Source organism: Streptomyces sp. NPDC001135 (genome assembly GCF_053598395.1).
Genome location: NZ_JBSFKD010000003.1, coordinates 299,873 through 322,044, shown reverse-complemented (window position 1 = coordinate 322,044; position 22,172 = coordinate 299,873). Strand labels below are relative to the sequence as shown.

At 72.1% G+C, this 22,172-nt stretch carries 19 protein-coding genes; 6 read left to right on the top strand and 13 right to left on the bottom strand.

Annotated elements, in window-relative coordinates:
* Positions 1-185 precede the first annotated feature (185 nt).
* Positions 186-1,070 carry a BRO-N domain-containing protein gene (locus ACWC94_RS06740; protein ID WP_450795350.1) on the top strand — a complete coding sequence of 295 codons (885 nt, stop codon included), beginning with the start codon at positions 186-188 and terminating at the stop codon, positions 1,068-1,070.
* A gap of 86 nt (positions 1,071-1,156) precedes the next feature.
* Here the strand turns inward: ACWC94_RS06740 and ACWC94_RS06735 are convergent, their stop codons facing one another.
* Genes ACWC94_RS06735 through pdhA (ACWC94_RS06725) form a run of 3 tightly spaced genes read right to left on the bottom strand, consistent with a single transcriptional unit; the run spans position 1,157 to position 4,737 of the window.
* Positions 1,157-2,539, bottom strand: a complete 1,383-nt coding sequence (locus ACWC94_RS06735) for a dihydrolipoamide acetyltransferase family protein (RefSeq protein WP_450795288.1) — start codon at positions 2,537-2,539, stop codon at positions 1,157-1,159.
* 10 nt (positions 2,540-2,549) lie between these two features.
* Positions 2,550-3,527 (bottom strand): alpha-ketoacid dehydrogenase subunit beta, encoded by a 978-nt coding sequence (locus tag ACWC94_RS06730; protein ID WP_450795287.1) that lies wholly within the window; start codon positions 3,525-3,527, stop codon positions 2,550-2,552.
* 1 nt (position 3,528) lies between these two features.
* Positions 3,529-4,737, bottom strand: a complete 1,209-nt coding sequence (pdhA, locus tag ACWC94_RS06725) for a pyruvate dehydrogenase (acetyl-transferring) E1 component subunit alpha (RefSeq protein ID WP_450795286.1) — start codon at positions 4,735-4,737, stop codon at positions 3,529-3,531.
* 322 nt (positions 4,738-5,059) lie between these two features.
* On the opposite strand from pdhA (ACWC94_RS06725), the gene ACWC94_RS06720 reads away from it, so the two are divergent.
* Both ACWC94_RS06720 and ACWC94_RS06715 read left to right on the top strand, forming a co-directional pair.
* Positions 5,060-5,737, top strand: a complete 678-nt coding sequence (locus ACWC94_RS06720) for a response regulator (protein ID WP_450795285.1) — start codon at positions 5,060-5,062, stop codon at positions 5,735-5,737.
* A 92-nt stretch (positions 5,738-5,829) separates the two neighbouring features.
* Positions 5,830-6,873 carry a phosphotransferase gene (locus tag ACWC94_RS06715; RefSeq protein ID WP_450795284.1) on the top strand — a complete coding sequence of 348 codons (1,044 nt, stop codon included), beginning with the start codon at positions 5,830-5,832 and terminating at the stop codon, positions 6,871-6,873.
* Between the two features lie 93 nt (positions 6,874-6,966).
* On the opposite strand, the gene ACWC94_RS06710 is transcribed toward ACWC94_RS06715, so the two are convergent.
* A complete protein-coding gene (locus ACWC94_RS06710; RefSeq protein ID WP_450795283.1) occupies positions 6,967-8,619 on the bottom strand; it encodes a protein kinase domain-containing protein in 1,653 nt (550 codons plus the stop codon).
* A gap of 343 nt (positions 8,620-8,962) precedes the next feature.
* Between ACWC94_RS06710 and ACWC94_RS06705 the strand changes: the two genes are divergently transcribed.
* Positions 8,963-10,597 (top strand): protein kinase domain-containing protein, encoded by a 1,635-nt coding sequence (locus tag ACWC94_RS06705; RefSeq protein WP_450795282.1) that lies wholly within the window; start codon positions 8,963-8,965, stop codon positions 10,595-10,597.
* A gap of 153 nt (positions 10,598-10,750) precedes the next feature.
* Here ACWC94_RS06705 and ACWC94_RS06700 read toward each other — a convergent pair whose 3' ends face one another.
* Positions 10,751-11,296: a bacterial proteasome activator family protein gene (locus tag ACWC94_RS06700; protein ID WP_450795281.1), complete on the bottom strand. Its 546-nt coding sequence runs from the start codon at positions 11,294-11,296 to the stop codon at positions 10,751-10,753.
* 174 nt (positions 11,297-11,470) lie between these two features.
* Here ACWC94_RS06700 and ACWC94_RS06695 point away from each other — a divergent pair, with 174 nt between their 5' ends.
* A complete protein-coding gene (locus ACWC94_RS06695; protein WP_450795280.1) occupies positions 11,471-12,190 on the top strand; it encodes a hypothetical protein in 720 nt (239 codons plus the stop codon).
* A 188-nt stretch (positions 12,191-12,378) separates the two neighbouring features.
* Here ACWC94_RS06695 and ACWC94_RS06690 read toward each other — a convergent pair whose 3' ends face one another.
* From ACWC94_RS06690 to pdhA (ACWC94_RS06665), 6 genes are all read right to left on the bottom strand, one after another.
* Entirely contained in the window at positions 12,379-13,359 is a 981-nt protein-coding gene (locus ACWC94_RS06690) for an NAD(P)H-quinone oxidoreductase (RefSeq protein WP_450795279.1), read from the bottom strand.
* 75 nt (positions 13,360-13,434) lie between these two features.
* Positions 13,435-14,790 carry a molybdopterin molybdotransferase MoeA gene (locus tag ACWC94_RS06685; RefSeq protein WP_450795278.1) on the bottom strand — a complete coding sequence of 452 codons (1,356 nt, stop codon included), beginning with the start codon at positions 14,788-14,790 and terminating at the stop codon, positions 13,435-13,437.
* Positions 14,790-15,689 carry an NTP transferase domain-containing protein gene (locus tag ACWC94_RS06680; protein WP_450795277.1) on the bottom strand — a complete coding sequence of 300 codons (900 nt, stop codon included), beginning with the start codon at positions 15,687-15,689 and terminating at the stop codon, positions 14,790-14,792. Before ACWC94_RS06680 ends, ACWC94_RS06685 begins: the two co-directional genes overlap by 1 nt.
* A gap of 33 nt (positions 15,690-15,722) precedes the next feature.
* A complete protein-coding gene (locus ACWC94_RS06675) occupies positions 15,723-17,189 on the bottom strand; it encodes a dihydrolipoamide acetyltransferase family protein (RefSeq protein WP_450795276.1) in 1,467 nt (488 codons plus the stop codon).
* Entirely contained in the window at positions 17,189-18,193 is a 1,005-nt protein-coding gene (locus tag ACWC94_RS06670) for an alpha-ketoacid dehydrogenase subunit beta (protein ID WP_450795275.1), read from the bottom strand. The genes ACWC94_RS06675 and ACWC94_RS06670 overlap by 1 nt, the downstream gene beginning before the upstream one ends.
* Positions 18,190-19,344 carry a pyruvate dehydrogenase (acetyl-transferring) E1 component subunit alpha gene (gene pdhA, locus ACWC94_RS06665; protein ID WP_450795274.1) on the bottom strand — a complete coding sequence of 385 codons (1,155 nt, stop codon included), beginning with the start codon at positions 19,342-19,344 and terminating at the stop codon, positions 18,190-18,192. Before pdhA (ACWC94_RS06665) ends, ACWC94_RS06670 begins: the two co-directional genes overlap by 4 nt.
* 175 nt (positions 19,345-19,519) lie before the next feature.
* Here pdhA (ACWC94_RS06665) and ACWC94_RS06660 point away from each other — a divergent pair, with 175 nt between their 5' ends.
* Positions 19,520-20,017 carry an Lrp/AsnC family transcriptional regulator gene (locus ACWC94_RS06660; RefSeq protein ID WP_450795273.1) on the top strand — a complete coding sequence of 166 codons (498 nt, stop codon included), beginning with the start codon at positions 19,520-19,522 and terminating at the stop codon, positions 20,015-20,017.
* Positions 20,018-20,020: 3 nt separating this feature from the next.
* Here ACWC94_RS06660 and ACWC94_RS06655 read toward each other — a convergent pair whose 3' ends face one another.
* Together ACWC94_RS06655 and ACWC94_RS06650 are read right to left on the bottom strand one after the other, a co-directional pair.
* Complete coding sequence (locus ACWC94_RS06655; protein WP_450795272.1) at positions 20,021-20,608, bottom strand: TetR/AcrR family transcriptional regulator; 588 nt, start codon at positions 20,606-20,608, stop codon at positions 20,021-20,023.
* Complete coding sequence (locus tag ACWC94_RS06650; protein ID WP_450795271.1) at positions 20,605-22,122, bottom strand: 3-hydroxyacyl-CoA dehydrogenase; 1,518 nt, start codon at positions 22,120-22,122, stop codon at positions 20,605-20,607. Before ACWC94_RS06650 ends, ACWC94_RS06655 begins: the two co-directional genes overlap by 4 nt.
* Positions 22,123-22,172 lie beyond the last annotated feature (50 nt).

Sequence of the window (22,172 nt, the reverse complement as noted above, 5' to 3'; positions counted from 1 at the left end):
CCGCCGCGATGAGTTGTCCCCGCTGATGACCCGGCTCGCCCCACCGTGAGCGCGTGTACGTCCGCTCGGGCCGACTCCCGTCGACGACCGGCGGCCTGGACGGGGTTCGGCCGCCGTCGCCGTTCCCTGTCTGGGGTTTTCCGCAGACTTCACCCTCAATCGTGAACATCACGCATGCAAGTGGCATATTCGAATTCCCCCGCTCTACGTTCCGCTGCGGAGGTGGTTCACATGAGCGAACCCAGCAGGCTCTCGCCGATCACGTACCCGAAAGGCATCGAGAGATTCTCGAGACCGTAACTGGAGCTTACGGTCTCAGCGTTCCCGCAGGTCGGGAGTGGCGTCGAGACCTGAATCTCATCGATCTGCAGGGTCTCATCCTCCTCGTGAACGCCTGCACCAAACCCGCCTGCGCCCCCTTCAAGCAGTGGGCCGCGGAAGTGATCGAGACCGTGCAGCGGGAGGGTTCCTACACCCTGGAAGAGGCCGAGGTGCAGCCCGTCGAACCGGGCGCTCCGATCGCGTACGCCATGCCCGAGCAGGTCGCCGAGGCCATCGTCCGGCTGGAGGCGCACAACCTTCAGCTGGATGAGGAACTCGCGAACGGGCAGCGCAAATCGATCGAGCTGCAGCAGGAAACGCTGGCCCTGCAGCATGAGGCGCTGACCCTGCAGCGGGAGATGCTGGCCACCCGAAAGGCCACCCTCGCCGTGCAGCAGGCCATGGTCCGGGCGATGGAACGGATCGCGGACCGGCTCGACGCCCTGGTGACGGGCGGCCGGGCACCTGGTGAGCAGGTCATGGCATGGCCCACCACAGCCTCCGTACTGGCCGACTGGCGGCAGCGCCTGTCGGTGACCGAGGACGTGTGGACCGTGGCCGTGGTCATCGCGCCCGTCCTCGTCGAGAAGGGTGAGCTGCGCGAGCCGCTGGAGTCCATCGCGGCCCGTACGGGACTCTCCGTGCACCGCGTCAACGAATGTCTGCGGCTGCTGCGCAAGCACGCCTGCATCCGCTCGCGTGGCGGAGCCGAGGACGGGGTGCCGGTGTACGTGCTCCACCAGGTCTGAGAGACGAACCCGAAGCTGAGGGGACGGCCGCAAGACAAAGTTGCGGCCGTCCCCTCAGGCTTTACAACGCTACCCGTCCCGGACCGTCACGCCCAGGTGATGAGCCTCTTCGGCTGCTCCAGAATCGCCGCCACGTCCGCCAGCAGCTTGGAGCCCAGCTCGCCGTCGACCAGGCGGTGGTCGAAGCTCAGCGCCAGGGTGGTGACCTGTCGCGGCTTCACCTTGCCCTTGTGGACCCACGGCTGGAGCTTGATCGTGCCGACCGCGAGGATCGCCGACTCGCCGGGGTTGAGGATCGGCGTGCCGGTGTCGACGCCGAAGACGCCGACGTTGGTGATCGTCACCGTGCCGCCCTGCATGGCCCCGGGGGAGGTCTTGCCCTCCCTCGCCGTCGAGACCAGCTCGCCGAGTGCCGCGGCCAGTTGCGGGAGCGTCTTGTCGTGCGCGTCCTTGATGTTCGGCACGATCAGGCCGCGCGGGGTGGCCGCCGCGATGCCCAGGTTGACGTAGTGCTTCTGCACGATCTCCTGGTTCGCCTCGTCCCAGGACGCGTTGATCTCGGGGTTGCGCTTGATGGCCACCAGCAGGGCCTTGGCGATGAGCAGGAGCGGATTGACCCGCAGACCCTGCATCTCCTTGTCCTGCTTGAGCTCCTCGACCAGCTTCATCGTGCGGGTCACGTCGACCGTCACGAACTCCGTGACGTGCGGCGCCGTGAACGCCGAGCCGACCATCGCCGCCGCCGTGGCCTTGCGGACACCCTTCACCGGGATGCGGGTCTCGCGCGTGCCGTCGTACGAGGCGACCGGCGCCGGCGTCACCGGGGCCGCGGCGACCGGGGCCGCCGGCTCGGCGGGCTTCGGTGCGGCCGCCGCGTGGACGTCCTCGCGCGTGATGACGCCGTCGGGGCCGGACGGGGTGACCGTCTGCAGGTCGACGCCGAGGTCCTTGGCCAGCTTGCGCACCGGCGGCTTGGCCAGCGGGCGGGGCTTCTCGGCGACCGGCGCGTGGCCGTTCAGCTCGGTCTGGACGGCCGGGGCCGGGGCCGGGACGGTGATCTCCGGGCCCTTGCGGGGGCGGCGCTTGGTGGAGGAGGTCGCCACGCCGTAGCCGACGAGGACCGGCTGGCGGCCCTGCTGCTTCGGCTCCTCCTCGGCCGGCTGAGCGGGCTCGGCCTGGGGCTGTTCCGCCTCCGGTGCCGCCGCGCCGCCCGCCACGTCCACCGCGATGATGGCCGTGCCCACGTCCACCGTGGTGCCCTCGGGGAAGTGCAGGGCGCGGACCACGCCGTCGTAGGGGATGGGGAGTTCGACGGCCGCCTTGGCGGTCTCGACCTCGCACACCACCTGGCCGTCGGTGACCGTGTCGCCCGGCTGGACGTACCACTTGAGGATCTCGGCCTCGGTGAGTCCCTCGCCTACGTCCGGCATCTTGAACTCGCGTACGGACGCTTCCGTCATCGTCGTCACGACCCTCTCCTCAGTACGCCAGCGAGCGGTCGACGGCGTCGAGCACGCGGTCCAGGTCCGGCAGGTACTCCTCCTCCAGGCGCGCCGGCGGGTACGGGGCGTGGTAGCCGCCGACCCGGAGCACGGGGGCTTCGAGGTGGTAGAAGCAGCGCTCGGTGATCCGGGCGGCGATCTCCGCGCCGGAGCCGAAGAACACCGGGGCCTCGTGGACCACGACCAGGCGGCGGGTCTTCTCCACCGAGGCCTGGATGGCGTCGAAGTCGAGGGGGGAGACCGAGCGCAGGTCCAGGACCTCCAGTGACTTGCCCTCCTCGGCCGCCGCCGCGGCGACCTCCTGGCAGAGCTTCACCATCGGACCGTAGGCGGCCAGGGTCAGGTCGGTGCCCTCGCGGACGACCTGCGCCTTGTGCAGGGGCGCGGGGATCGCCTCGACGTCCACTTCCGCCTTGTCCCAGTAGCGGCGCTTGGGCTCGAAGTAGATCACCGGGTCGTCGCTCTGGATGGCCTGCTGCATCATCCAGTACGCGTCCGACGCGTTCGACGGGGACACGATCTTCAGGCCCGCCACGTGGGCGAACAGGGCCTCGGGGGACTCCGAGTGGTGCTCGACCGCGCCGATGCCGCCGCCGTAGGGGATGCGGACGACGACCGGCATCTTGACCTTGCCCAGCGAGCGCGCGTGCATCTTCGCGAGCTGGGTGACGATCTGGTCGTAGGCCGGGAAGACGAAGCCGTCGAACTGGATCTCCACCACCGGGCGGTAGCCGCGCAGGGCGAGGCCGATCGCGGTGCCGACGATGCCGGACTCCGCGAGGGGGGTGTCGATGACGCGGCTCTCGCCGAAGTCCTTCTGCAGGCCGTCCGTCACCCGGAACACGCCGCCGAGCTTGCCGACGTCCTCACCCATGACCAGGACCTTGGGGTCGGTGTCCAGGGCGCGGCGCAGCGACTCGTTGATGGCCTTGGCCATCGCCATCTTCTCGGCCATCTCAGTGACCCCCTTCTGCGTCCGCGAACGACGCCTGGTAGGCGGCGAACTGGGCTCGCTCCTCGTCGACGAGCGCGTGCCCGTCCGCGTACACGTTCTCGAAGATGGCGAAGTGGTCCGGGTCGGGCATGGCGCGGACCGCTTCGCGCACTCGCTTGCCCAACGTCTCGGACTCGGCCTCGAGTTCCGCGAAGAATCCGTCGTCCGCGAGGTTCGCGGCCTCCAGGTACCGGCGAAGGCGCAGGATCGGGTCCTTCGCCTCCCAGGCCTGCCGCTCCTCGTCGCCCCGGTAGCGGGTGGGGTCGTCGGAGGTGGTGTGGGCGCCCATGCGGTAGGTGTACGCCTCGACCAGGGTGGGGCCCTCGCCCTCGCGGGCGCGCTCCAGCGCCCACTTGGTGACCGCGAGGCAGGCCAGCACGTCGTTGCCGTCCACGCGTACACCGGGGAAGCCGTAGCCCTGCGCCCGCTGGTACAGCGGCACGCGGGTCTGCTTCTCGGTCGGCTCGGAGATCGCCCACTGGTTGTTCTGGCAGAAGAACACCACGGGCGCGTTGTAGACCGCGGAGAAGGTGAACGATTCAGCGACGTCGCCCTGGCTGCTCGCGCCGTCGCCGAAGTAGGCGATCACCGCGCTGTCCGCGCCGTCCTTGGCGATGCCCATCGCGTAGCCGGTGGCGTGCAGCGTCTGGGAGCCGATGACGATCGTGTACAGGTGGAAGTTGTTGCTGTTGGGGTCCCAGCCGCCGTTGTTCACGCCGCGGAACATGCCGAGCAGGTTGGTCGGGTCGACGTCGCGGCACCAGGCGACGCCGTGCTCGCGGTACGTCGGGAAGACGTAGTCGTCGTCGCGCAGCGCCCGGCCGGAGCCGATCTGGGCGGCCTCCTGGCCCAGCAGGGAGGCCCACAGGCCCAGCTCGCCCTGGCGCTGCAGGGCGGTGGCCTCGGCGTCGAAGCGGCGGGTGAGCACCATGTCGCGGTACAGGCCGCGCAGCTCGTCGGGGGTGATGCCGGCGACGTAGGCGTCGTACTCGGCGTTCTTGACCCGCTTGCCCTCGGGTGTCAGCAGCTGTACGAGCTCCGGCTCGGTGTCCTTCTTCGCGCGCGTGGCGCGCCCGGCGGTGCTGCGGGTGCCGGTCTTGGTGCCGGTGGTGCCGGCCTTGCCTGCGGCGCTGCGTCGCGGCTTGCGCGCGGCACTGCTGTCCACGGTCACGTGTGCTCCTCCGTCGTTCCGGCCCCCGGGGTTGCCGGTAGGCCAGTGCGGCTCACCTGTTTCGACCACCGGGCACGGGGTGGGTGCCACTCGGCCGGGAACAGGCGTGACAGGTGCCCCGGCGAGCGCCCTGCAACCATCACGTTACCCAGTGCTCCACATATCTGTGAAACCCCACCTGACCTGCGATTTTGCTTGGATTTCCAAGTAAATCGGAGAAGCCTGGAAGCGCGCTGGTCACAGCCTTGCGAAAGGCCGGAGCACCGGCACGTTATCCCGCTGACCCAGCTCACGGGAAGAGTTTGTGTGTGAGACTGATTCTGTGCACAGAGAGGGAAAAATCAGGGTATTTCTCCTCGACGACCATGAAGTCGTCCGCCGCGGCGTCCACGAGCTGCTCTCCGTGGAGCCGGACATCGAGGTGGTCGGTGAGGCCGGCACGGCGGCCGACGCGCTGGTGCGTATTCCGGCCACCCGCCCCGACGTGGCGGTGCTGGACGTGCGGCTGCCGGACGGCAGCGGGGTCGCGGTGTGCCGGGAGGTCCGCTCCGAGGACGCGACGGTGCGGTGCCTGATGCTGACCTCGTTCGCGGACGACGAGGCCCTCTTAGACGCGATCGTGGCGGGCGCCTCGGGCTTCGTCCTCAAGGCGATCCGCGGCAACGAACTGCTCCAGGCGGTACGGGACGTCGCGGCCGGGAAGTCCCTGCTGGACCCGGTCGCCACCGCGCGCGTGCTGGAGCGGCTGCGCGACGGCGGCGGCCCGCGCACGGACGACAGGCTCGCGCGGCTGACCGGGCAGGAGCGGAAAATCCTCGGACTGATCGGCGAAGGACTCACCAACCGCCAGATCGGCGAGCGTTTGCATCTCGCCGAGAAGACGATCAAGAATTACGTTTCGGGTCTGCTTTCCAAACTCGGTATGCAGCGCCGCTCGCAGGCCGCCGCTTATGTCGCCCGTATGCAGGCGGAAAAGAGCGGAAGCGACGGAACTCTCTGATAAAGCCTGCCACGTGACCGAAAGCGATCATCGGCGACTGCCTGTGACAAGCCCCAGCTCACAGCGGCTTTTCGTGCCCTAGCATCTGCGGCGTGCCGCGCTCTTGTGTACCACCCCCCGTACCCCATGCGCCCCCTCTCAGCGCCCTGCTCCGCCTGTACGCCGCCGGTACCGCCCTCACCTGTGAGCCCGTCGACCAGGGCCTGCTGAACCGCGGTTACCGGCTGTGCACCACCCGCGGCCGCTACTTCCTCAAGCACCACTTCGACCCCGACACCGCCGACCCGGCCGCCATCGAGCGCCGCAACCGCGCCACCCAGCGCCTGGCCGACCTCGGCGTCCCGGTCTCCGTACCGCTCGCGCACCGCGAGGGCCGCACGGTCGCCGTCGTCGGCGGCCATGCCTACGCCCTGCACCCCTGGATCGACGGCAGGCACCGGCACGGCGGCCAGCTCACGCGCGGGGAGAGCGCACGGCTCGGGGCGCTCCTGGGCGCCGTGCACGCCTGTCTGGAGCGCGTGATGCCACCCAAGGGGCGCACGCGGCCGGCCACGAGCCCCCACCCCGTGGAGAGCGCCGACCCGGACGACACCTTCGCCCTCATCGACGACCTGCTCGCCCAGGTGCGCCGGCACCGCCCCGCCGACGCCTTCGACGAACTCGCCCGGCACCGCCTGCTGGAACGCCGCGCGCTCCTGGAACAGCACGCGGACCGGCGCCCGCCGCGCGGCGGGCCGGTGGGCTGGGTGCACGGCGACTTCCACCCGTTCAACCTGCTCTACAAGGACGACGCCCCGGCGGCCATCGTCGACTGGGACCGGCTCGGGGTGCAGCCCCGCGCCGAGGAGGCCGTACGCGCCGCCGCGATCTTCTTCGTACGGGCCGCGGGCGCCCTGGACCTGCCGAAGGTGCGCGCGTACGCGCGCGCGTACCGGCGCGCGGCCGGCGCCACGCCCTCGGAGCTGGCGGCGGCCGTGCACCGGGTGTGGTGGGAGCGGCTGAACGACTTCTGGATGCTGCGCTGGCACTACGAACGCGGTGACACGCGCGCGGACTGCCAGTTCCCGGCCGCGTCGGCGCTCGCGGTGTGGTGGACCCGCGAGTACGACGCGGTCTGCGACGCGTTCGTCCGGTGAGCGCCCCCGGCCACGGGCCGGGTCACCTCGGCACGACCGCGTCCGCGCCCGGGGACTTCAGGGGGTCGCTGTCCCGTGCGCGGTGGGTGTCCTTCAACCGGTGGGGACGCCGGTGCCGCCGTCCGCGGTGGTCCCGGCGGTGGTCCCGGCGTCGGTGGTACCGGCGTCCGTGCCGCCGTCCGCGGTGTTCCCGGTGGTCGTGCCGCCGTCGGTGGTACCCGCGTCCGTGCCGCCGTCGGTGGTACCCGCGTCCGTGCCGCCGGTCGTGGGGTCCGTGGACTGCGACGGGCTGGTCTGCGGGTCCGACGGCTCGTCCGTGGGCCCCGTGGACTGCGACTGCGAGGTCTGCGGGTCCGACGGCGTGTAGCCGGAGCCGCCCGAGCTCGTGTCCGAGCCGTTGTCGGTGGTGGTGTCCGAGGGCTCGTCGGTGGTGTCGTCCGACGGCGTCGGGGAGTCCGAGTGCTCCTTGGCGGGCTTCGAGTGCGTCGTCGTCGGCTTGGTGTCCGTGCCGGTGCCGGTGTGGCTGCCCGTGCTCTTGAGCGCGATCGCGACGCCCGCCGCGATCGCGATGACCGCGAGGACGGCGAGGATCCACACCTTGCCGCGGCCGCTGCCCTTGTTGCCGTGCCCCTCGAATCCGCCGTCGTCGCCTCTGCCGTAGCCCTGGGGCAGGATCGGCTGCGGGATCTGCGCGGTCCCGGGGCCGAACTCGCCCGGGTGCTGCATCGCGGTGGTGCCGGTGAAGCCGCCCGCCGGGGTGTGCCGGCCGTCGTGCGCCTCCACCGGGCCGGTGTTCCAGGTGCCGGTGTGACCGCCCGCCTCGTAGAGCATCTGCAGGCCGTACTGGACCAGGCCGCGCATCTCCTCGGCCGTCTGGAACCGGTCGTCCGGCTCCTTGGCGAGCGAGCGCATGACCAGGCCGTCCAGCTCCGGCGGGCAGCCGTCGGAGAACTCCGAGGGCGGGGTCGGGATGTCCTGGACGTGCTGGTAGACCACCGACAGCGGGGTCTCGCCGGTGAACGGGGGCCGGAGGGCGAGCAGTTCGTACAGCAGGCAGCCGGTCGCGTACAGGTCGGAGCGGTGGTCCACGGCCTTGCCGAGCGCCTGCTCCGGGGAGAGGTACTGGGGCGTGCCCATGACCATGCCGGTCTGCGTCATCGTTGTCGAGGCGCCGTGCAGGGCGCGCGCGATGCCGAAGTCCATCACCTTGACCGCACCGCTGTGGGTGATGATCACGTTGGCGGGCTTGATGTCGCGGTGCACGATGCCGTGCTGGTGCGAGTAGGCAAGCGCTTCCAGCACCCCGGAGACGATGATCAGGGCCTGCTCGGGACCCGGCGCCTCGGCGTTCAGCAGCAGATCGCGGATGGTGCGGCCCTCGACCAGCTCCATGACGATGTACGGCACGGACTGGCCGCCGACGACGTCCTCGCCGGAGTCGTACACGGCGACGATCGCATGGTGGTTGAGGCCGGCGACCGACTGTGCCTCGCGCGTGAAGCGGGCCTTGGAGACCGGGTCCTCGGCAAGATCCGCGCGGAGCAGCTTGACCGCGACCGTACGGCCCAGACGGACGTCCTCGGCCGCGAACACCTCGGCCATGCCGCCCCGGCCGAGCCGGTGGGTCAGCCGGTAGCGGCCGTCGCCGACGAGCCCGCCGTTGCCCCACATCTCCGGCGCGTCCGACATACCGCCGCCACTCGCCTCGGGGTCGGACGGGCCCTGGGCGCGCTGCGTCTGTGCCATCAGTCCTCGCCGTCGTTTCTGCCCGCGGTGCGCGCGGTGTTGTCACGGTCTCCGTCGGCCACGCTACAGCCTCCGCGCGAGCCACCGGTTCGGAACCGGAACCCGGACCGGCCGGAGCCGGACCGGCCATGAAACCTGTAGCACGCGCTGTCGTGCAAATTCTGTGCACCCGTCGTACGCCCCCTGTAACGCTTGCGCGACGCTTCTTGCGCGTACGGTCACGGAACGGGCACCGCGCTTGACGTGTCGGTGCCCTGGGGCAGACTTGGCCGGGAATGACACATTCGATCAAGGCCCGTGCGATGAGTGAACACGCCGGACGGCCAGTGGGGGACGCGGAAAGATGAGCCAGGACGGCGCACACGGGCGGTACGCGGGGCAGGCGCTGGCCGGCGGCCGCTACCAGCTGCGCGACTTGCTCGGCGAGGGCGGCATGGCCTCGGTGCACCTGGCGTACGACGCCGTGCTCGACCGCCAGGTCGCGATCAAGACGCTCCACACGGAACTCGGCCGGGAACAGGCATTCCGTGAGCGCTTTCGCCGCGAGGCCCAGGCCGTGGCCAAGCTCACGCACACCAACATCGTCTCCGTCTTCGACACCGGCGAGGACGACCTCGGCGGTCTGACGACTCCGTACATCGTCATGGAGTACGTCGAGGGCCGCCCGCTGGGCTCCGTCCTCGAGGAGGACATCCGGCAGTACGGCGCGATGCCCGCCGACAAGGCGCTCAAGGTCACCGCGGACGTGCTGGCGGCGCTGGAGATCAGCCACGAGATGGGGCTGGTCCACCGCGACATCAAACCGGGCAACGTGATGGTGACCAAGCGCGGCGTGGTCAAGGTCATGGACTTCGGCATCGCCCGCGCCATGCAGTCCGGTGTGACGTCGATGACGCAGACCGGCATGGTCGTCGGCACCCCGCAGTACCTCTCGCCCGAGCAGGCCCTCGGCCGCGGCGTGGACGCCCGCTCCGACCTGTACTCGGTCGGCATCATGCTGTTCCAGCTGGTCACCGGACGGCTGCCGTTCGAGGCGGACTCACCGCTGGCGATCGCCTACGCCCATGTCCAGGAGGAGCCGGTGGCTCCTTCGTCGATCAACCGGTCCCTGCCCCCGGCGGTGGACGCCCTGGTCGCCCGCGCGCTGAAGAAGAACCCGAACGAGCGTTTCCCGACCTCCGAGGCCATGCGCGACGAGTGCCTGCGCGTCGCCGCCTCCTTCCAGGCGACCGCGCCCAGCATCGTGCCGGGCGCCGCGCCGACGCAGAGCGGCGCGGGCGTCGGCTCCGCGGTGTTCCCGCCGGTAGGCCAGACCGCCCAGACGGCCCCCGGACCGGTCCAGACGCCGTACACGGCCGGTCCGTACGGCGCGCCGCAGACCCCCGCCCCCGCCCCGTCCTACGGCTACCCGCAGCAGGGCGGCTACCAGACGCCGCCTCCCCTGGGTTACGGCCCGCAGGCTCCGCAGGCCGCGCCGACCCCGCCGCCGTACACGGTCTCGCCGCAGCCGTCCGCTCCGGTCTCCGGCGGGGGCAGGAGCAACAAGCCGGTGATCATCGGCTCGGTCGCGGTCTCGCTCGTCGCGGTCGTCGCCCTGGTGATCGCGCTGACGCTGAACAACGGCAGTGACGACAAGGGCGGCCAGGGCGGGGCGAGTGCCTCCGCGTCCAGCTCCCACAAGCCGGGCTATCGCGGGCCGGACACGAGCCGGGTGATCGACAAGGAGAAGTGCACGGAGCCGGAGGAGTCGATCAGCGACCCCAACAAGGTCGAAGTGCCCAACTTCCAGTACAAGGACATCACCTCCGTGAAGGCGTGCTTCCAGGCCGCGAAATGGAAGTACACGATCAAGCCCGTGGAGGGCAACACCTGGGGCGACGGCACGGTGCTGGACCAGTTCCCCAGCGCGGGCACGGACGTGGACCCGAAGGGCCCGGTCACCATCGAGCTGAGCGTCTCGACCGGCAATCCCGCCTGAGAACCGAGGTACTGACGGGCTTCTCGCCCAAAGGCCGGGCCCGGCACCTTCCGTGCCGGGCCCCGCTCGTTTCAGGTACGGCCCGGGGCGTTTCCGGTACGGCCCGGGTTGATTCAGGTACGGCCCGGGCTGTTGCAGCCACAGCCCGGGGTGTTACAGGTACGGTCCGCCCGAACGGCCGCCGGTGCGGTGGTCGTCGCCGCCCTCATGGCCGGTCATGCCCGGCGGAAGCGCGCGGCGCATCTGCTCCAGCTGGGCCCGCGCGGCCATCTGCTGGGCGAACAGCGTCGTCTGGATCCCGTGGAAGAGGCCTTCCAACCAGCCCACCAACTGTGCCTGGGCGATCCGCAGTTCCGCGTCGCTCGGGGTCACGTCGTCGGTGAACGGCAGGGAGAGCCGCTCGAGTTCCTCGACCAGCTCCGGCGCGAGGCCGTCCTCCAGCTCCTTCACCGAGCTGGCGTGGATCTCCTTGAGCCGCACCCGGCTCGCCTCGTCCAGGGGAGCCACGCGCACCTCCTCCAGGAGCTGCTTGATCATGCTGCCGATCCGCATGACCTTGGCAGGCTGCTCGACCTGCTCCGTCAGCGGAGTCTCTCGGGAGTCGTCGTCCCCGTTGCCGCCGCCGAGCGCCATCCCGTCCTGGCCCACGACGAGGATCTGGGGACTCTCCGGCGACCGTTCGTTCCTCGGCATCTCCATGCCGCCATTCTCTCGCACCCGTACACCTCATCACCGTGGTGCCCCCTCATGGGGCTGATCCACCGTTTAGACCCAACGGAGCATTCTGAAATGCCCTGTTTGCCATTGAATGTGAGGCTTATTTCCGTCCGTTATTCATCGATCACGACATCGGGGCTCAGGGAGGTCACCGACGTGACTCCATGGCTGCGCATCACGTTCCCCTGCGTACGACTGCTGCTCGCCCTCGGGGCGGCCCTTCCCGCGTACGGCACCGTCGCCCTGTACGGCACGGTCGCGTACGCCGCCGGGCCCGCACCCGGGAACGCCACCGCCCCGGGACACCCACCCCGTCCCGCCTCCGCGGAGCCCTCGGGGCATCCAGGGTCCTTTGGGCCCTCGGTCCACGCACACGCGGGGGGTGCCGGTGCCGAGCGCCCCGAGCCCCCGGAGCGCACGAAGCCACCCGGTCACGATCATGACCACCAGGGGCCGCCCACCGCCGGTCCCACCCTCGTTCCCATACCCTCCGATTCCGCCTCCGCCTCGTACCGCCCGGCGGCCGTCGAGCCGACCCGTGCGGGCAGCCGTGCGGGCGAGGGCCGGCTGAGGCCCGGCCGACCGGACGGGCCGGCGGCGGAGGTGGAGGGCGACGACGACCCCGTGCCCACCCGGGCGCCGGACTCCGGCCGGCCGGAGGAGCCGGAGACCGCGGACCTCCCGGCCGCGACACCGTCGGCCGTCCCCCACGAGGCCGGCCTCGACCCCGCCAGCGCCCCGGCCCAGAACGCGGCCCGGCAGAACGAGAACACCACCGGGCCGGTCCTGCAGATCCTCCCCCTGGGCAGCGGCCTGGTCCTCATAGGCCTCGGCCTCGGCCTGGCCTTCCTGGCCCTCAGACTCCGCAGGGGCTGACGCGGTCACGGACGCACACCTGACCGGCCGCCGTACGCGGAACCCGCAGGCAGTCGCGGACAGCCGCACCGGTGAGGCGGCACAGGCGGGCGCTGAAGGAACGCTCTGCGGGGGAGGCACCCGTAGACGCCGGCGAGCGGAACCCAGCCCCGGCCGCCGACGCAGAGCGCCGCACCAGCGCCCCGGCGTTACGACGTCACCAGCAGCACCTTGCCGACATGCCCGCTCTCCTCCACCACCCGGTGGCCCTCAGCCGCCTCCCCCATCGCCAGCTCCCGATCGACAACCGGCCGGACATGCCCCCCGGCAAGCAACGGCCACACATGCTCCCGCACCGCGGCCACGATCGCCGCCTTCTCCGTGAGCGGCCGTGCCCGCAGCGAGGTCGCACTGATCGCGGCCCGCTTGCCGAGCAGCGCACCGATGTTCAACTCACCCTTGACCCCGCCCTGCAGACCGATGATCGAGAGGCGCCCGTTGACGGCGAGCGCCTGGACATTGCGGTCCAGGTACTTCGCCCCCATGTTGTCGAGGATCACATCGGCCCCCGCACCCTCGGTGGCCTGCTTGATCTCGGCGACGAAGTCCTGCTCGCGGTAGTTGATGAGGATGTCCGCGCCCAGCGCGGCACAGCGCTCCAGCTTCTCCTTCGTACCGGCCGTCACCGCGACCTTGGCGCCGACGGCCTTGGCGAGCTGGATGGCCATGGTCCCGATGCCGCTGGACCCCCCGTGCACGAGGAGCGTCTCACCGGGCCGCAGATGGGAGACCATGAACACGTTGGACCAGACCGTGCAGACCACCTCGGGCAGCGCGGCCGCCTGCTTGAGGTCGACGCCCTCGGGCACGGGCAGCAGCTGCCCGGCCGGTACGACGACCTTCTCGGCGTAACCGCCGCCCGCGAGCAGCGCACACACCTCGTCGCCGACGGCCCAGCCGGACACACCGGAGCCGAGCGCGGCGATCCTGCCCGAGCACTCCAGGCCGGGGTAGGGGGAGGCGCCGGGCGGCGGGTCGTAGAAGCCCTGCCGCTGCATGATGTCGGCACGGTTGACGGCGCTGGCCACCACCTCGACCAGCACTTCGCCCTCGCCGGGCTCCGGGTCGGGGACCTCCGCCCACACCAGTGCCTCGGGACCACCAGGTTCGGGAATCGTGATCGCATGCATGCGCGCGACGCTACTCCCCAGGCATGGCGTCCTGGCGGCAGACCCGCTCCCTCCCGGATGGGCGCCCCGGGTGTTTCACGTGAAACACACCCCGATTCCGGCCGCCGCCCACGGCAGATCGATCAGCTCCGCCTCCTCGCCCTGCCGGGCCCCGCCCGGCGGTACGACAGCCAGCGCGTCGGCGGCGGCGACGCCGCGGAGCATGGCCGGACCGTTGTAGTGCAGCGGTACGGCAAGGTCGCCGCGCAGCACCACGGGGATGAGCCGGGTGTCGTACGGGTGCCCCTGGACCGCCTCCCTGAGCGGCAGCGTGTACGGCTCGGGCGCCGGGTGGGCGGCGAGGGTGCGCAGCAGCGGCTCCGCGAGCGTGAGCAGGCCGGAGACGGCCGCGAGGGGGTTGCCGGGCAGGCCGACGAGGTGCTGGCAGTCCTTGGTGCGAGCCAGCAGCATGGGGTGGCCGGGGCGCACCTTGACGCCGTCGACGAGGAGTTCGGCGCCGATGCGTTCCAGGACGGGATGGACATGGTCCACGGGGCCGGCCGCCGTGCCGCCGGTGGTCACGATGAGGTCGGCTTCGGAGTCGGTGACGGCCCGGTGCAGGTCCTCGGCGTCGTCGCCGATCCGGCGCACCGCGACGACCTCGGCGCCGAGCGCGCGCAGCCAGGGCGGCAGCATGGGACCGAGCGCGTCCCGGATCAGCCCGTCGTGCGGCAGGCCCGCGTTCAGCAATTCGCCGCCAAGCACGAGGACTTCGGCGCGCGGGCGCGGCACGGCGGTGACGGTGTCGTATCCGGCCGCCGCGGCCAGGCCCAGGACGGCGGGGGTGACCACGGTGCCGAGGGGGAGCAGCTGGTCACCGCTGCGGCACTCCTGGGCGCGTGGGCGGATGTCCTGGCCGTGCGCCATCTCCCGGGTGGCGTGGAGCCGGCCCTGTGCGTCGATCCGGCCGTGCTCGCTGCGCAGGACGCCCGTGGTGTCGGCCGGGATACGCGCGCCGGTCGCGATGCGGACCGCCTCGCCGTCGGTGAGCGGCTCGGGCTGCGCATGCCCGGCGAGCACCCCCTCGTCCCGTACGTCCCAGGGACCGGGTCCGGCGACCGCCCAGCCGTCCATCGCGGAGGTGTCGAAGGAGGGCAGGTCGGTCAGCGCGTCGAGCGGGGCGGCCAGGGCGAGGCCGAGGGCGTCGGCGAGCGGCACGGTGACGGGGGCGGGGCGGACGCGGGTACGGGCGGCGCGAGCGGCGATCTCACGGGCCTGGGGCCAGGGCGTGGCCCGGTGCCGCTCGCTGTGTGCGTCCGGTGCCGGGGCGGGCACCTGGCCCTGGCTCCCGTGGTCGTCCTTGGCTTCCCTCACCAGGGCCAGGGCCTCCTCGACGTCGAGGTCGTCGCTGTCCTCGGCGGGCGCCGCGGCCCGCGTTCCGGGGGCGGTCATCAGGCGTCCGGGGCGCTCGGGCCCCCGCTGTCGCCCTGGTTGTTCTCCTCTTCCCAGCGCAGCGCGAGCGCGGCCGCCTTGCGGGCGGCCTCGGCGACCGCCTCGGGGCCTCCCTTGCCCTGGGCCGCGGCATAGCCGACGAGGAAGGTGGTCAGTGGGGCGGCGGGCCGGGCCACGCCGTGCGCGGCGTCACGCGCCAGGTCGAGCAGGACGCCGGTGTCGACATCCAGGTCGATGCCCAGTTCGGCCTTGACTGCGGAGATCCATTCATCCAACACGTGCCCATGCTCCCTGATGCGTGCCCTGGCGTCGGCGATGTCGTCCCAGGTGTCGCAGTCGAAGGACGCGAGCGGGTCCGGGACGCGGGTGAGGCGGAGGGTGCCGGTCAGCCGGCGCAGGGGCAGCCCGGTCAGGCCGTCCGGGCCGGAAGCGAGGGCGGCCAGCTCGCGGCGGAGCGCGGCGGTGCGGTAGGCGGCCACGAGCGGCTGATCGCGGCCGTCGGCGTCGGTGAGCAGCGCGCCCTCGGCCCCGGTGCCGCCCAGGGCGGTCAGCAGGCGCCGCAGCGTGTCCGGCCGGAGAAAGGGCAGGTCGGCGGAGAGGACGACGGTGTGCTCGGCGGTGGTGAGTCCGAGGCCGGCCGCCAGCGCGGCGACCGGTCCGGCGCCGGGCGGCTCCTCGCGCGCCCAGCGCACCGGCCGCGCGGTGGGCCGCCGGTCGGCCACCACGACGGTCGTACGGGCGCCCGCGCAGGCCGTGAGAACCCGGTCGAGCAGCGCCCGGCCGCCGACCCGCAGACCGGGCTTGTCGGCCCCGCCGAGCCGCCGGGCGGCGCCGCCGGCCAGCACGACGGCGTCGTACGGCACCGGCGCTTCCGGGGCGGCGGGGGCGTTGTCGGTCACCCCCCGAGTATGTCCCGAGGAGCCCCGCGGGCGTCACAGGGTGCGCAGGAGCACCGCCGGATGTTCCACGCAGTCCGCCACGTACCGCAGGAATCCGCCCGCTGTGCCGCCGTCGCACACCCGGTGGTCGAAGGTGAGCGAAAGCTGGACGACCTGTCGTACCGCCAGCTCGCCTTCGTGTACCCAGGGTTTGGGGACGATCCGGCCGACGCCGAGCATGGCCGCCTCGGGGTGGTTGATGATCGGCGTGGAACCGTCGACCCCGAAGACCCCGTAGTTGTTCAGCGTGAAGGTCCCGCCGGTGAGTTCCCCGGGCGTCAGCTTCCCTGCGCGGGCGGCCTCGGTGAGCCGGGCGAACTCGGCGGTCAGTGACTCGGCGTCGCGTGCGTGCGCGTCCCGGACGACCGGCACGACGAGCCCGCGCTCGGTCTGTGCGGCGAACCCGAGGTGGACATGGTCGAGCTGGACGACCTCACGGGCCTCGGTGTCGACGTACGAGTTCAGTTCGGGGAACCGGGCGAGTGCGGCCGTGCAGACGCGGGCGAGCAGCGCGAGCAGGGAGATCTTCGGCCCTCCCGCGGCGTTCATCGCGGCACGCGCGCGCATGAGTTCGGTCGCGTCGGCGTCGACCCAGCAGGTGGCGTCCGGGATCTCCCGGCGGCTGCGGGAGAGCTTGTCGGCGACGGCACCGCGCACGCCCTTGAGGGGGACGCGGATGCCCGCGCCGGGCGTGCCCGAAGCGGCGGCGGGTGCCGGCAGGGCCGCGGCGGGGCTGTGCGTCGCCGGGGCGGGCACGTCGGCCGTACGGCTGCCCAGGGTCACCCTGGTCCGCAGGGCGTCCTCGACGTCCGCGCGCAGGATCAGCCCGTCCGGGCCGGAGCCCGCCAGCTGCCGCAGGTCCACACCGCCCTCGCGGGCCAGCCGGCGCACCAGCGGGGAGATCACGGGCACCGGACCGTCGACGTGCCGTGCGCCCGCACGCGCGTGGGCCGTCCCGTTGGGCGTCGTCCCCGCCAAGGCCGCGGTTGCGTCCGGTCGCCCCGCCCGGGAGGCCGCGGCCGGGCCGTGCCGCCTGTCCGGGCCGGTCCCCGAGGGCGCGCTCGTGGCCCGCGCGCTGTCGGCACCGGCGCTGCCGTTCGCGGTACCCGTCACCGCCGGGGCCGGCCGTACCCTGCGGCGCCGGGCCGGCGTTTCCGAGGTGCCGTACCCGACCAGGACGTTGCCGGATCCCTGCGGCTCGGCGGCCGCGTCCGGTTCGCCGACGGCCACCGTCAACAGCGGTGCGCCAACGGGCAGTTCGGTGCCCTCCTCGCCGAACCGGGCGGTGACGACACCGCCGTAGGGGCAGGGCACCTCGACCATCGCCTTGGCCGTCTCGACCTCGACGACCGGCTGGTCGACGGCGACGACGTCGCCGACCTGGACCAGCCAGCGGACGATCTCCGCCTCGGTGAGTCCCTCGCCGAGGTCGGGGAGCTTGAACTCCAGCACCTGTGCCATCAGCCCTCGGCCTCCCACTGCAACCGGGCCACGGCGTCCAGGATGCGGTCGACGCCGGGCAGGTGGTGCCGCTCCACCATGGGGGGCGGGTAGGGGATGTCGAAGCCGGCCACGCGCAGCACCGGCGCCTCCAGGTGGTGGAAGCAGCGCTCGGTGATCCGGGCCGCGATCTCGCCGCCCGGTCCGCCGAAGCCGGTGGCCTCGTGGACGACGACCGCACGTCCGGTGCGCCGCACCGCCGCGCAGACCGTCTCGTCGTCGAACGGCACCAGCGAGCGCAGGTCGACCACTTCCAGGTCCCAGCCCTCGGCCTGTGCGGCCTCGGCGGCCTCCAGGCAGACCGGCAGGGAGGGGCCGTAGGTGATGAGCGTGGCGCCGGTGCCGGGGCGGCGCACCACCGCGCGGCCGATGGGTTCCACGGCCGTGGGGTGCTCGGGGTTCCAGGAGTCCTTGGACCAGTACAGCCGCTTGGGCTCCAGGAAGACGACCGGGTCGTCGGAGGCGATGGCCTGGCGCAGCAGGCCGTAGGCGTCGGAGACCGTCGCGGGCGTGACCACGTGCAGGCCCGGGGTGGCCATGTAGTAGGCCTCGGAGGAGTCGCTGTGGTGCTCGACGCCGCCGATGCCGCCGCCGTAGGGGACGCGCACGGTGATCGGCAGGGGCATCCTCCCGCGGGTGCGGTTGCGCATCCGGGAGACATGGCTGATGAGCTGCTCGAACGCCGGGTAGGCGAACGCGTCGAACTGCATCTCCACCACCGGGCGCAGGCCGTACATGGCCATGCCGACGGCGGTGCCGAGAATGCCGGCCTCGGCGAGCGGGGTGTCCGTGCAGCGGTCCTCGCCGAACTCCTTGGCGAGGCCGTCGGTGACCCGGAACACGCCACCGAGGGTGCCGACGTCCTCGCCCATGACGTGCACGGAGGGGTCGGCGGCCATCGCGTCGCGCAGCGCGCGCGTGAGGGCCTGCGCCATGGTGGCGGGCTTGACGGCGACGGTGGTCATCGGGCGCCGCCTTCCTGTGCGCCGTGCTGCTCCTGCTCGGCTTCCAGCTCGGCCCTGAGCAGGTCGCGCTGTTCGCGCAGCTGCGCGGTGGTCTCGGCGTAGACGTGGTCGAAGAGGGCCATGGGGTCCAGTTCGGGGTCGCGGTTCATGCGTTCACGCAGGGATGCGGCCATCGCCTCGGCGTCCTGCCGGGCGGCCTCGATCCCGGTCTCGTCGAGCAGACCACGCGCGGTGAGCTCGGATTCCAGCAGGCGGATCGGGTCGTGGGCGCGCCAGGCCTCGACCTCGGTGTCGCCTCGGTAGCGGGTGGCGTCGTCGGCGTTGGTGTGGGCGTCGATCCGGTACGTCACCGCCTCCACCAGGGTCGGGCCGCCGCCTGCGCGCGCGTGCCGTACCGCGTCGCTGAGGACCTCGTGCACGGCTGCGGCGTCGTTGCCGTCGACCAGCCGGCCCGGCATGCCGTATCCGACGGCCTTGTGGGCCAGGGAGGGCGCGGCGGTCTGCTTGGCGAGCGGGACGGAGATGGCGAAGCCGTTGTTCTGCACGAGGAAGACGACCGGCGCCTGCCAGACGGCGGCGAAGTTCAGGGCCTCGTGGAAGTCGCCCTCGCTGGTGCCGCCGTCGCCGACCAGGGCGAGCGCGACCACGTCGTCGCCCTTGAGGCGGGCGGCGTGCGCGAGGCCGACGGCGTGCGGGAGCTGGGTGGCCAGCGGGGTGGAGAGGGGGGCCACGCGGTGCGTGTGGGGGTCGTAGCCGTTGTGCCAGTCGCCGCGCAGCAGGGTGAGGGCCTCGACGGGGTCCACACCGCGGGCGACGACGGCGAGGGTGTCGCGGTAGCTGGGGAAGAGCCAGTCGCGCTCTTCGAGCGCCAGGGCGGCGGCGACCTCGCAGGCCTCCTGGCCGGTGCTGGAGGGGTAGACGGCGAGGCGGCCCTGCTTGGTGAGTGCGGTGGCCTGCGTGTTGTAGCGGCGGCCGCGCACCAGCTGGGCGTACAGCCGGCGCAGCAGGTCCGGGTCGGCCTTGGCGGCCGCCTCGGTGCCGAGGACGCGATAGGGCTCGGCGTCGGGCAGCAGCGGCGCGGGGTCCATACGGGGCTGCCAGGCGGGCGGCGGCGATGGCCGGTACGCGCCCCGCTGCTCCAGAACCGTCATGACGGCACCTCCTCGTGGGAGCGGCTACGGGAGACGCGTCGACTGTGAGGCGCCTCACCAACCGATTGTTCGGTCGTCGGCACATTTTGGCTACAGGCGCCTCCAGGCTGTGGACAAACGGTTCTCCACAACCTGGAATGAATGCAGGACGTCCACGGCGAGGGAGCGGGGGGCAATGTCAGCTGAACAAATGGCCGACGGGCCGCAGGACGGCGCCCCGCTGCCGCCCCGTCCACTGGACGCCATCGACCAGGACATCCTGAAGATCCTCCAGGCGGACGGCCGTGCCTCGATACGTTCCGTCGCCGAACGCGTCCACGTCTCACGCGCCAACGCCTACGCGCGTATCAACCGGCTCGTGGAGGACGGCGTCATCCGCGGGTTCAGCGCGCGCGTGGACCACGAGCGGGCGGGTCACGGCACGTCGGCGTACATCACGCTGAAGATCGTCCAGAACACCTGGCGCACGGTCCGCGAGCAGCTCAGACAGCTGCCCGGCGCCTCCCACATCGCCCTCGTGGGCGGCGACTTCGACGTCCTGCTGCTGGTGCACACGCCCGACAACCGGGCGCTGCGCGAGCTGGTCCTCACCCGGCTCCAGGCGATCCCCGAGGTGCTCAGCACCCGCACGCTGCTGGTGTTCGAGGAGGAGGACCTGGAGCCCGACGGGTGAGGGTCAGTCCCGGCCCAGGCCCGTGAAGGCCAGCCGGACCACCGCGTCGGCCACCTCTCGGTCGCCGGCGCCCCGCGGGTCCGGCCGGTACCACTCCACGATCGAGTTGATCATTCCGAAGACCAGCCGGGTGGCCAGACGGACCTCGACGTCGCCGCGTACGTCCCCGTCGGCCGCAGCCGCCTTCAGCAGTTCCGCGACCCGGTGGTCGAAGTCGCGGCGCCGCTCCAGCGCCCACCGCTCGGTGGCGGTGTTGCCGCGCACCCGCAGCAGCAGCGTCACGTACGGCAGCTCGCCTATGAGCACCTCGACCATGCGCCGCACGACGTGTTCCAGCCGGTCGACGGGGCGCCCCACGCACGCGTGCTCCTCCGCCAGGATGGCGAACAGACCGTCCAGGGCGCGGCTGACCGCCCGGCGCAGCAGCTCTTCCTTGCCACTGACGTGGTGGTAGATCGAGGACTTGGAGATGCCGGCCGCCTTGGACAGGTGCTCCATGGAGGTGCCGTCGTAGCCGCGCTCGTTGAAGACCTGCACGGCCACGGAGAGCAGCGTCTCGGGGGTGTACGTGTCGCGCCTGGCCGTGGTCATGAGGTGCCCTCCCGCTTGTCGTCGATGGCGTACGCGTGGCGGTAGAGCGCGAGGGAGGGTGCGTAACGTCCGGAGGGGTCGCGCTCGTGCATCTCGTCCAGGACGTCGAAGGCGAACTCGCGGCCGAGCCGGCGGTCCCACTCGAACGGGCCGAGCGGGTAGTTCACCCCGAGGCGCATGGCCGTGTCGACGTCCTCCTCGGTGGCCACACCCTTGGCGACGGCGTCATGGGCGAGGTCGATGATCCGGGCGACCGTACGGGCGACGATCATGCCGGGGACGTCGCCGATGACGCTGACGTCCTTGCCGAGGGCCTGGAAGAGGCCGGTGGCCTCGGCCAGGGTCCGCGGCGAGGTGTCGGAGGACGCGGACAGCGCGACCCGGGTGGCCGCGCGGTAGTCCAGGGCGAGGTCGAACTGGACGACGTCCCGGAACTCGACACAGGTCTGCCCGTCGGCCAGGACCAGCTGGCCACCGCTCGGCAGCACCAGGCGGGTGCCGTTGTCCTCGTCCTCCTCGCGGACCTGGATTCCCGCCTCGCGGATCAGCGTGAGCAGTTCGGCCGCGGGGCCGAGGCCGCCCTCGGCGACGACGTACGCGGGCGGCTGCTCCTTGTCGGCGGTGTGCGGCTCGGGGCGCTCGGCGCCTTCGGCGTGGTCGTACCAGCCGTGCCCGGTCTTGCGGCCGAGGCGGCCGGACTCCACCAGCCGGCGCTGGGCCAGGGACGGGGTGAAGCGCACGTCCTGGAAGAAGGCCTGCCACACGGAGTGGGTCACGGACTCGTTGACGTCCTGCCCGATCAGGTCGGTCAGCTCGAAGGCGCCCATCCTGAAGCCGCCGGACCCGCGCAGGACCGCGTCGATGGTGGCCGGGTCGGCGGCCTGGGCCTCGTAGACCGCGAAGGCCTCGGCGTAGAACGGCCGGGCGATCCGGTTGACGATGAAACCCGGGGTGTCGGCGCAGGCCACCGGGGTCTTGCCCCAGGCGCGGGCGGTCTCGTACGCGCGCGTGGCCGACGTGACGTCGGTGGCGAACCCGGAGACGACCTCGACCAGCGGCAGGAGCGGCGCCGGGTTGAAGAAGTGCAGGCCCGCGAAGCGGCCGGGATGGCGCAGGGCGCCGCCGATGGCGGTCACCGACAGCGAGGAGGTGTTGGTGGCCAGCAGGCAGTCCTCGGCGACGATCTCCTCCAGTTCGCCGAAGAGCTGCTGTTTGACGTCCAGCCGCTCCAGGACGGCCTCGACGACCAGGCCGCAGTCCGCCAGCTCCGCGAGGCTCTCCGCCGGATCGAGGCGGGCGCGGGCCGCGTCCCGGTCGGCGCCGGTGAGCTGTCCCTTCGCCACGAGCCGGTCGAGGCGGGCGCCGATCGCTGCGGCCGCGTCCCGGGCGCGCCCGGCGACGGCGTCGTACAGCCGCACCGGGTGGCCGGCGACCAGCGCGACCTGGGCGATGCCCTGGCCCATGGTGCCGGTGCCGACGACGGCCACGGGGCTGCTGAGGTCGAGTGCTGTCATGTGCGCGATCCTCCCGCACGACGTTTTCCACAGATGCGGCGGACCCCCTT

Bases quoted from the DNA above. Each gene is read 5' to 3' on its own strand.
- ACWC94_RS06730 (WP_450795287.1), bottom strand. From the start codon at position 3,527: ATGGCCGAGAAGATGGCGATGGCCAAGGCCATCAACGAGTCGCTGCGC.
- ACWC94_RS06710 (WP_450795283.1), bottom strand. From the start codon at position 8,619: ATGGCACAGACGCAGCGCGCCCAGGGCCCGTCCGACCCCGAGGCGAGT.
- ACWC94_RS06705 (WP_450795282.1), top strand. From the start codon at position 8,963: ATGAGCCAGGACGGCGCACACGGGCGGTACGCGGGGCAGGCGCTGGCC.
- ACWC94_RS06700 (WP_450795281.1), bottom strand. From the start codon at position 11,296: ATGGAGATGCCGAGGAACGAACGGTCGCCGGAGAGTCCCCAGATCCTC.
- ACWC94_RS06690 (WP_450795279.1), bottom strand. From the start codon at position 13,359: ATGCATGCGATCACGATTCCCGAACCTGGTGGTCCCGAGGCACTGGTG.
- ACWC94_RS06685 (WP_450795278.1), bottom strand. From the start codon at position 14,790: ATGACCGCCCCCGGAACGCGGGCCGCGGCGCCCGCCGAGGACAGCGAC.
- ACWC94_RS06675 (WP_450795276.1), bottom strand. From the start codon at position 17,189: ATGGCACAGGTGCTGGAGTTCAAGCTCCCCGACCTCGGCGAGGGACTC.
- ACWC94_RS06670 (WP_450795275.1), bottom strand. From the start codon at position 18,193: ATGACCACCGTCGCCGTCAAGCCCGCCACCATGGCGCAGGCCCTCACG.
- pdhA (WP_450795274.1), bottom strand. From the start codon at position 19,344: ATGACGGTTCTGGAGCAGCGGGGCGCGTACCGGCCATCGCCGCCGCCC.
- ACWC94_RS06660 (WP_450795273.1), top strand. From the start codon at position 19,520: ATGTCAGCTGAACAAATGGCCGACGGGCCGCAGGACGGCGCCCCGCTG.
- ACWC94_RS06655 (WP_450795272.1), bottom strand. From the start codon at position 20,608: ATGACCACGGCCAGGCGCGACACGTACACCCCCGAGACGCTGCTCTCC.
- ACWC94_RS06650 (WP_450795271.1), bottom strand. From the start codon at position 22,122: ATGACAGCACTCGACCTCAGCAGCCCCGTGGCCGTCGTCGGCACCGGC.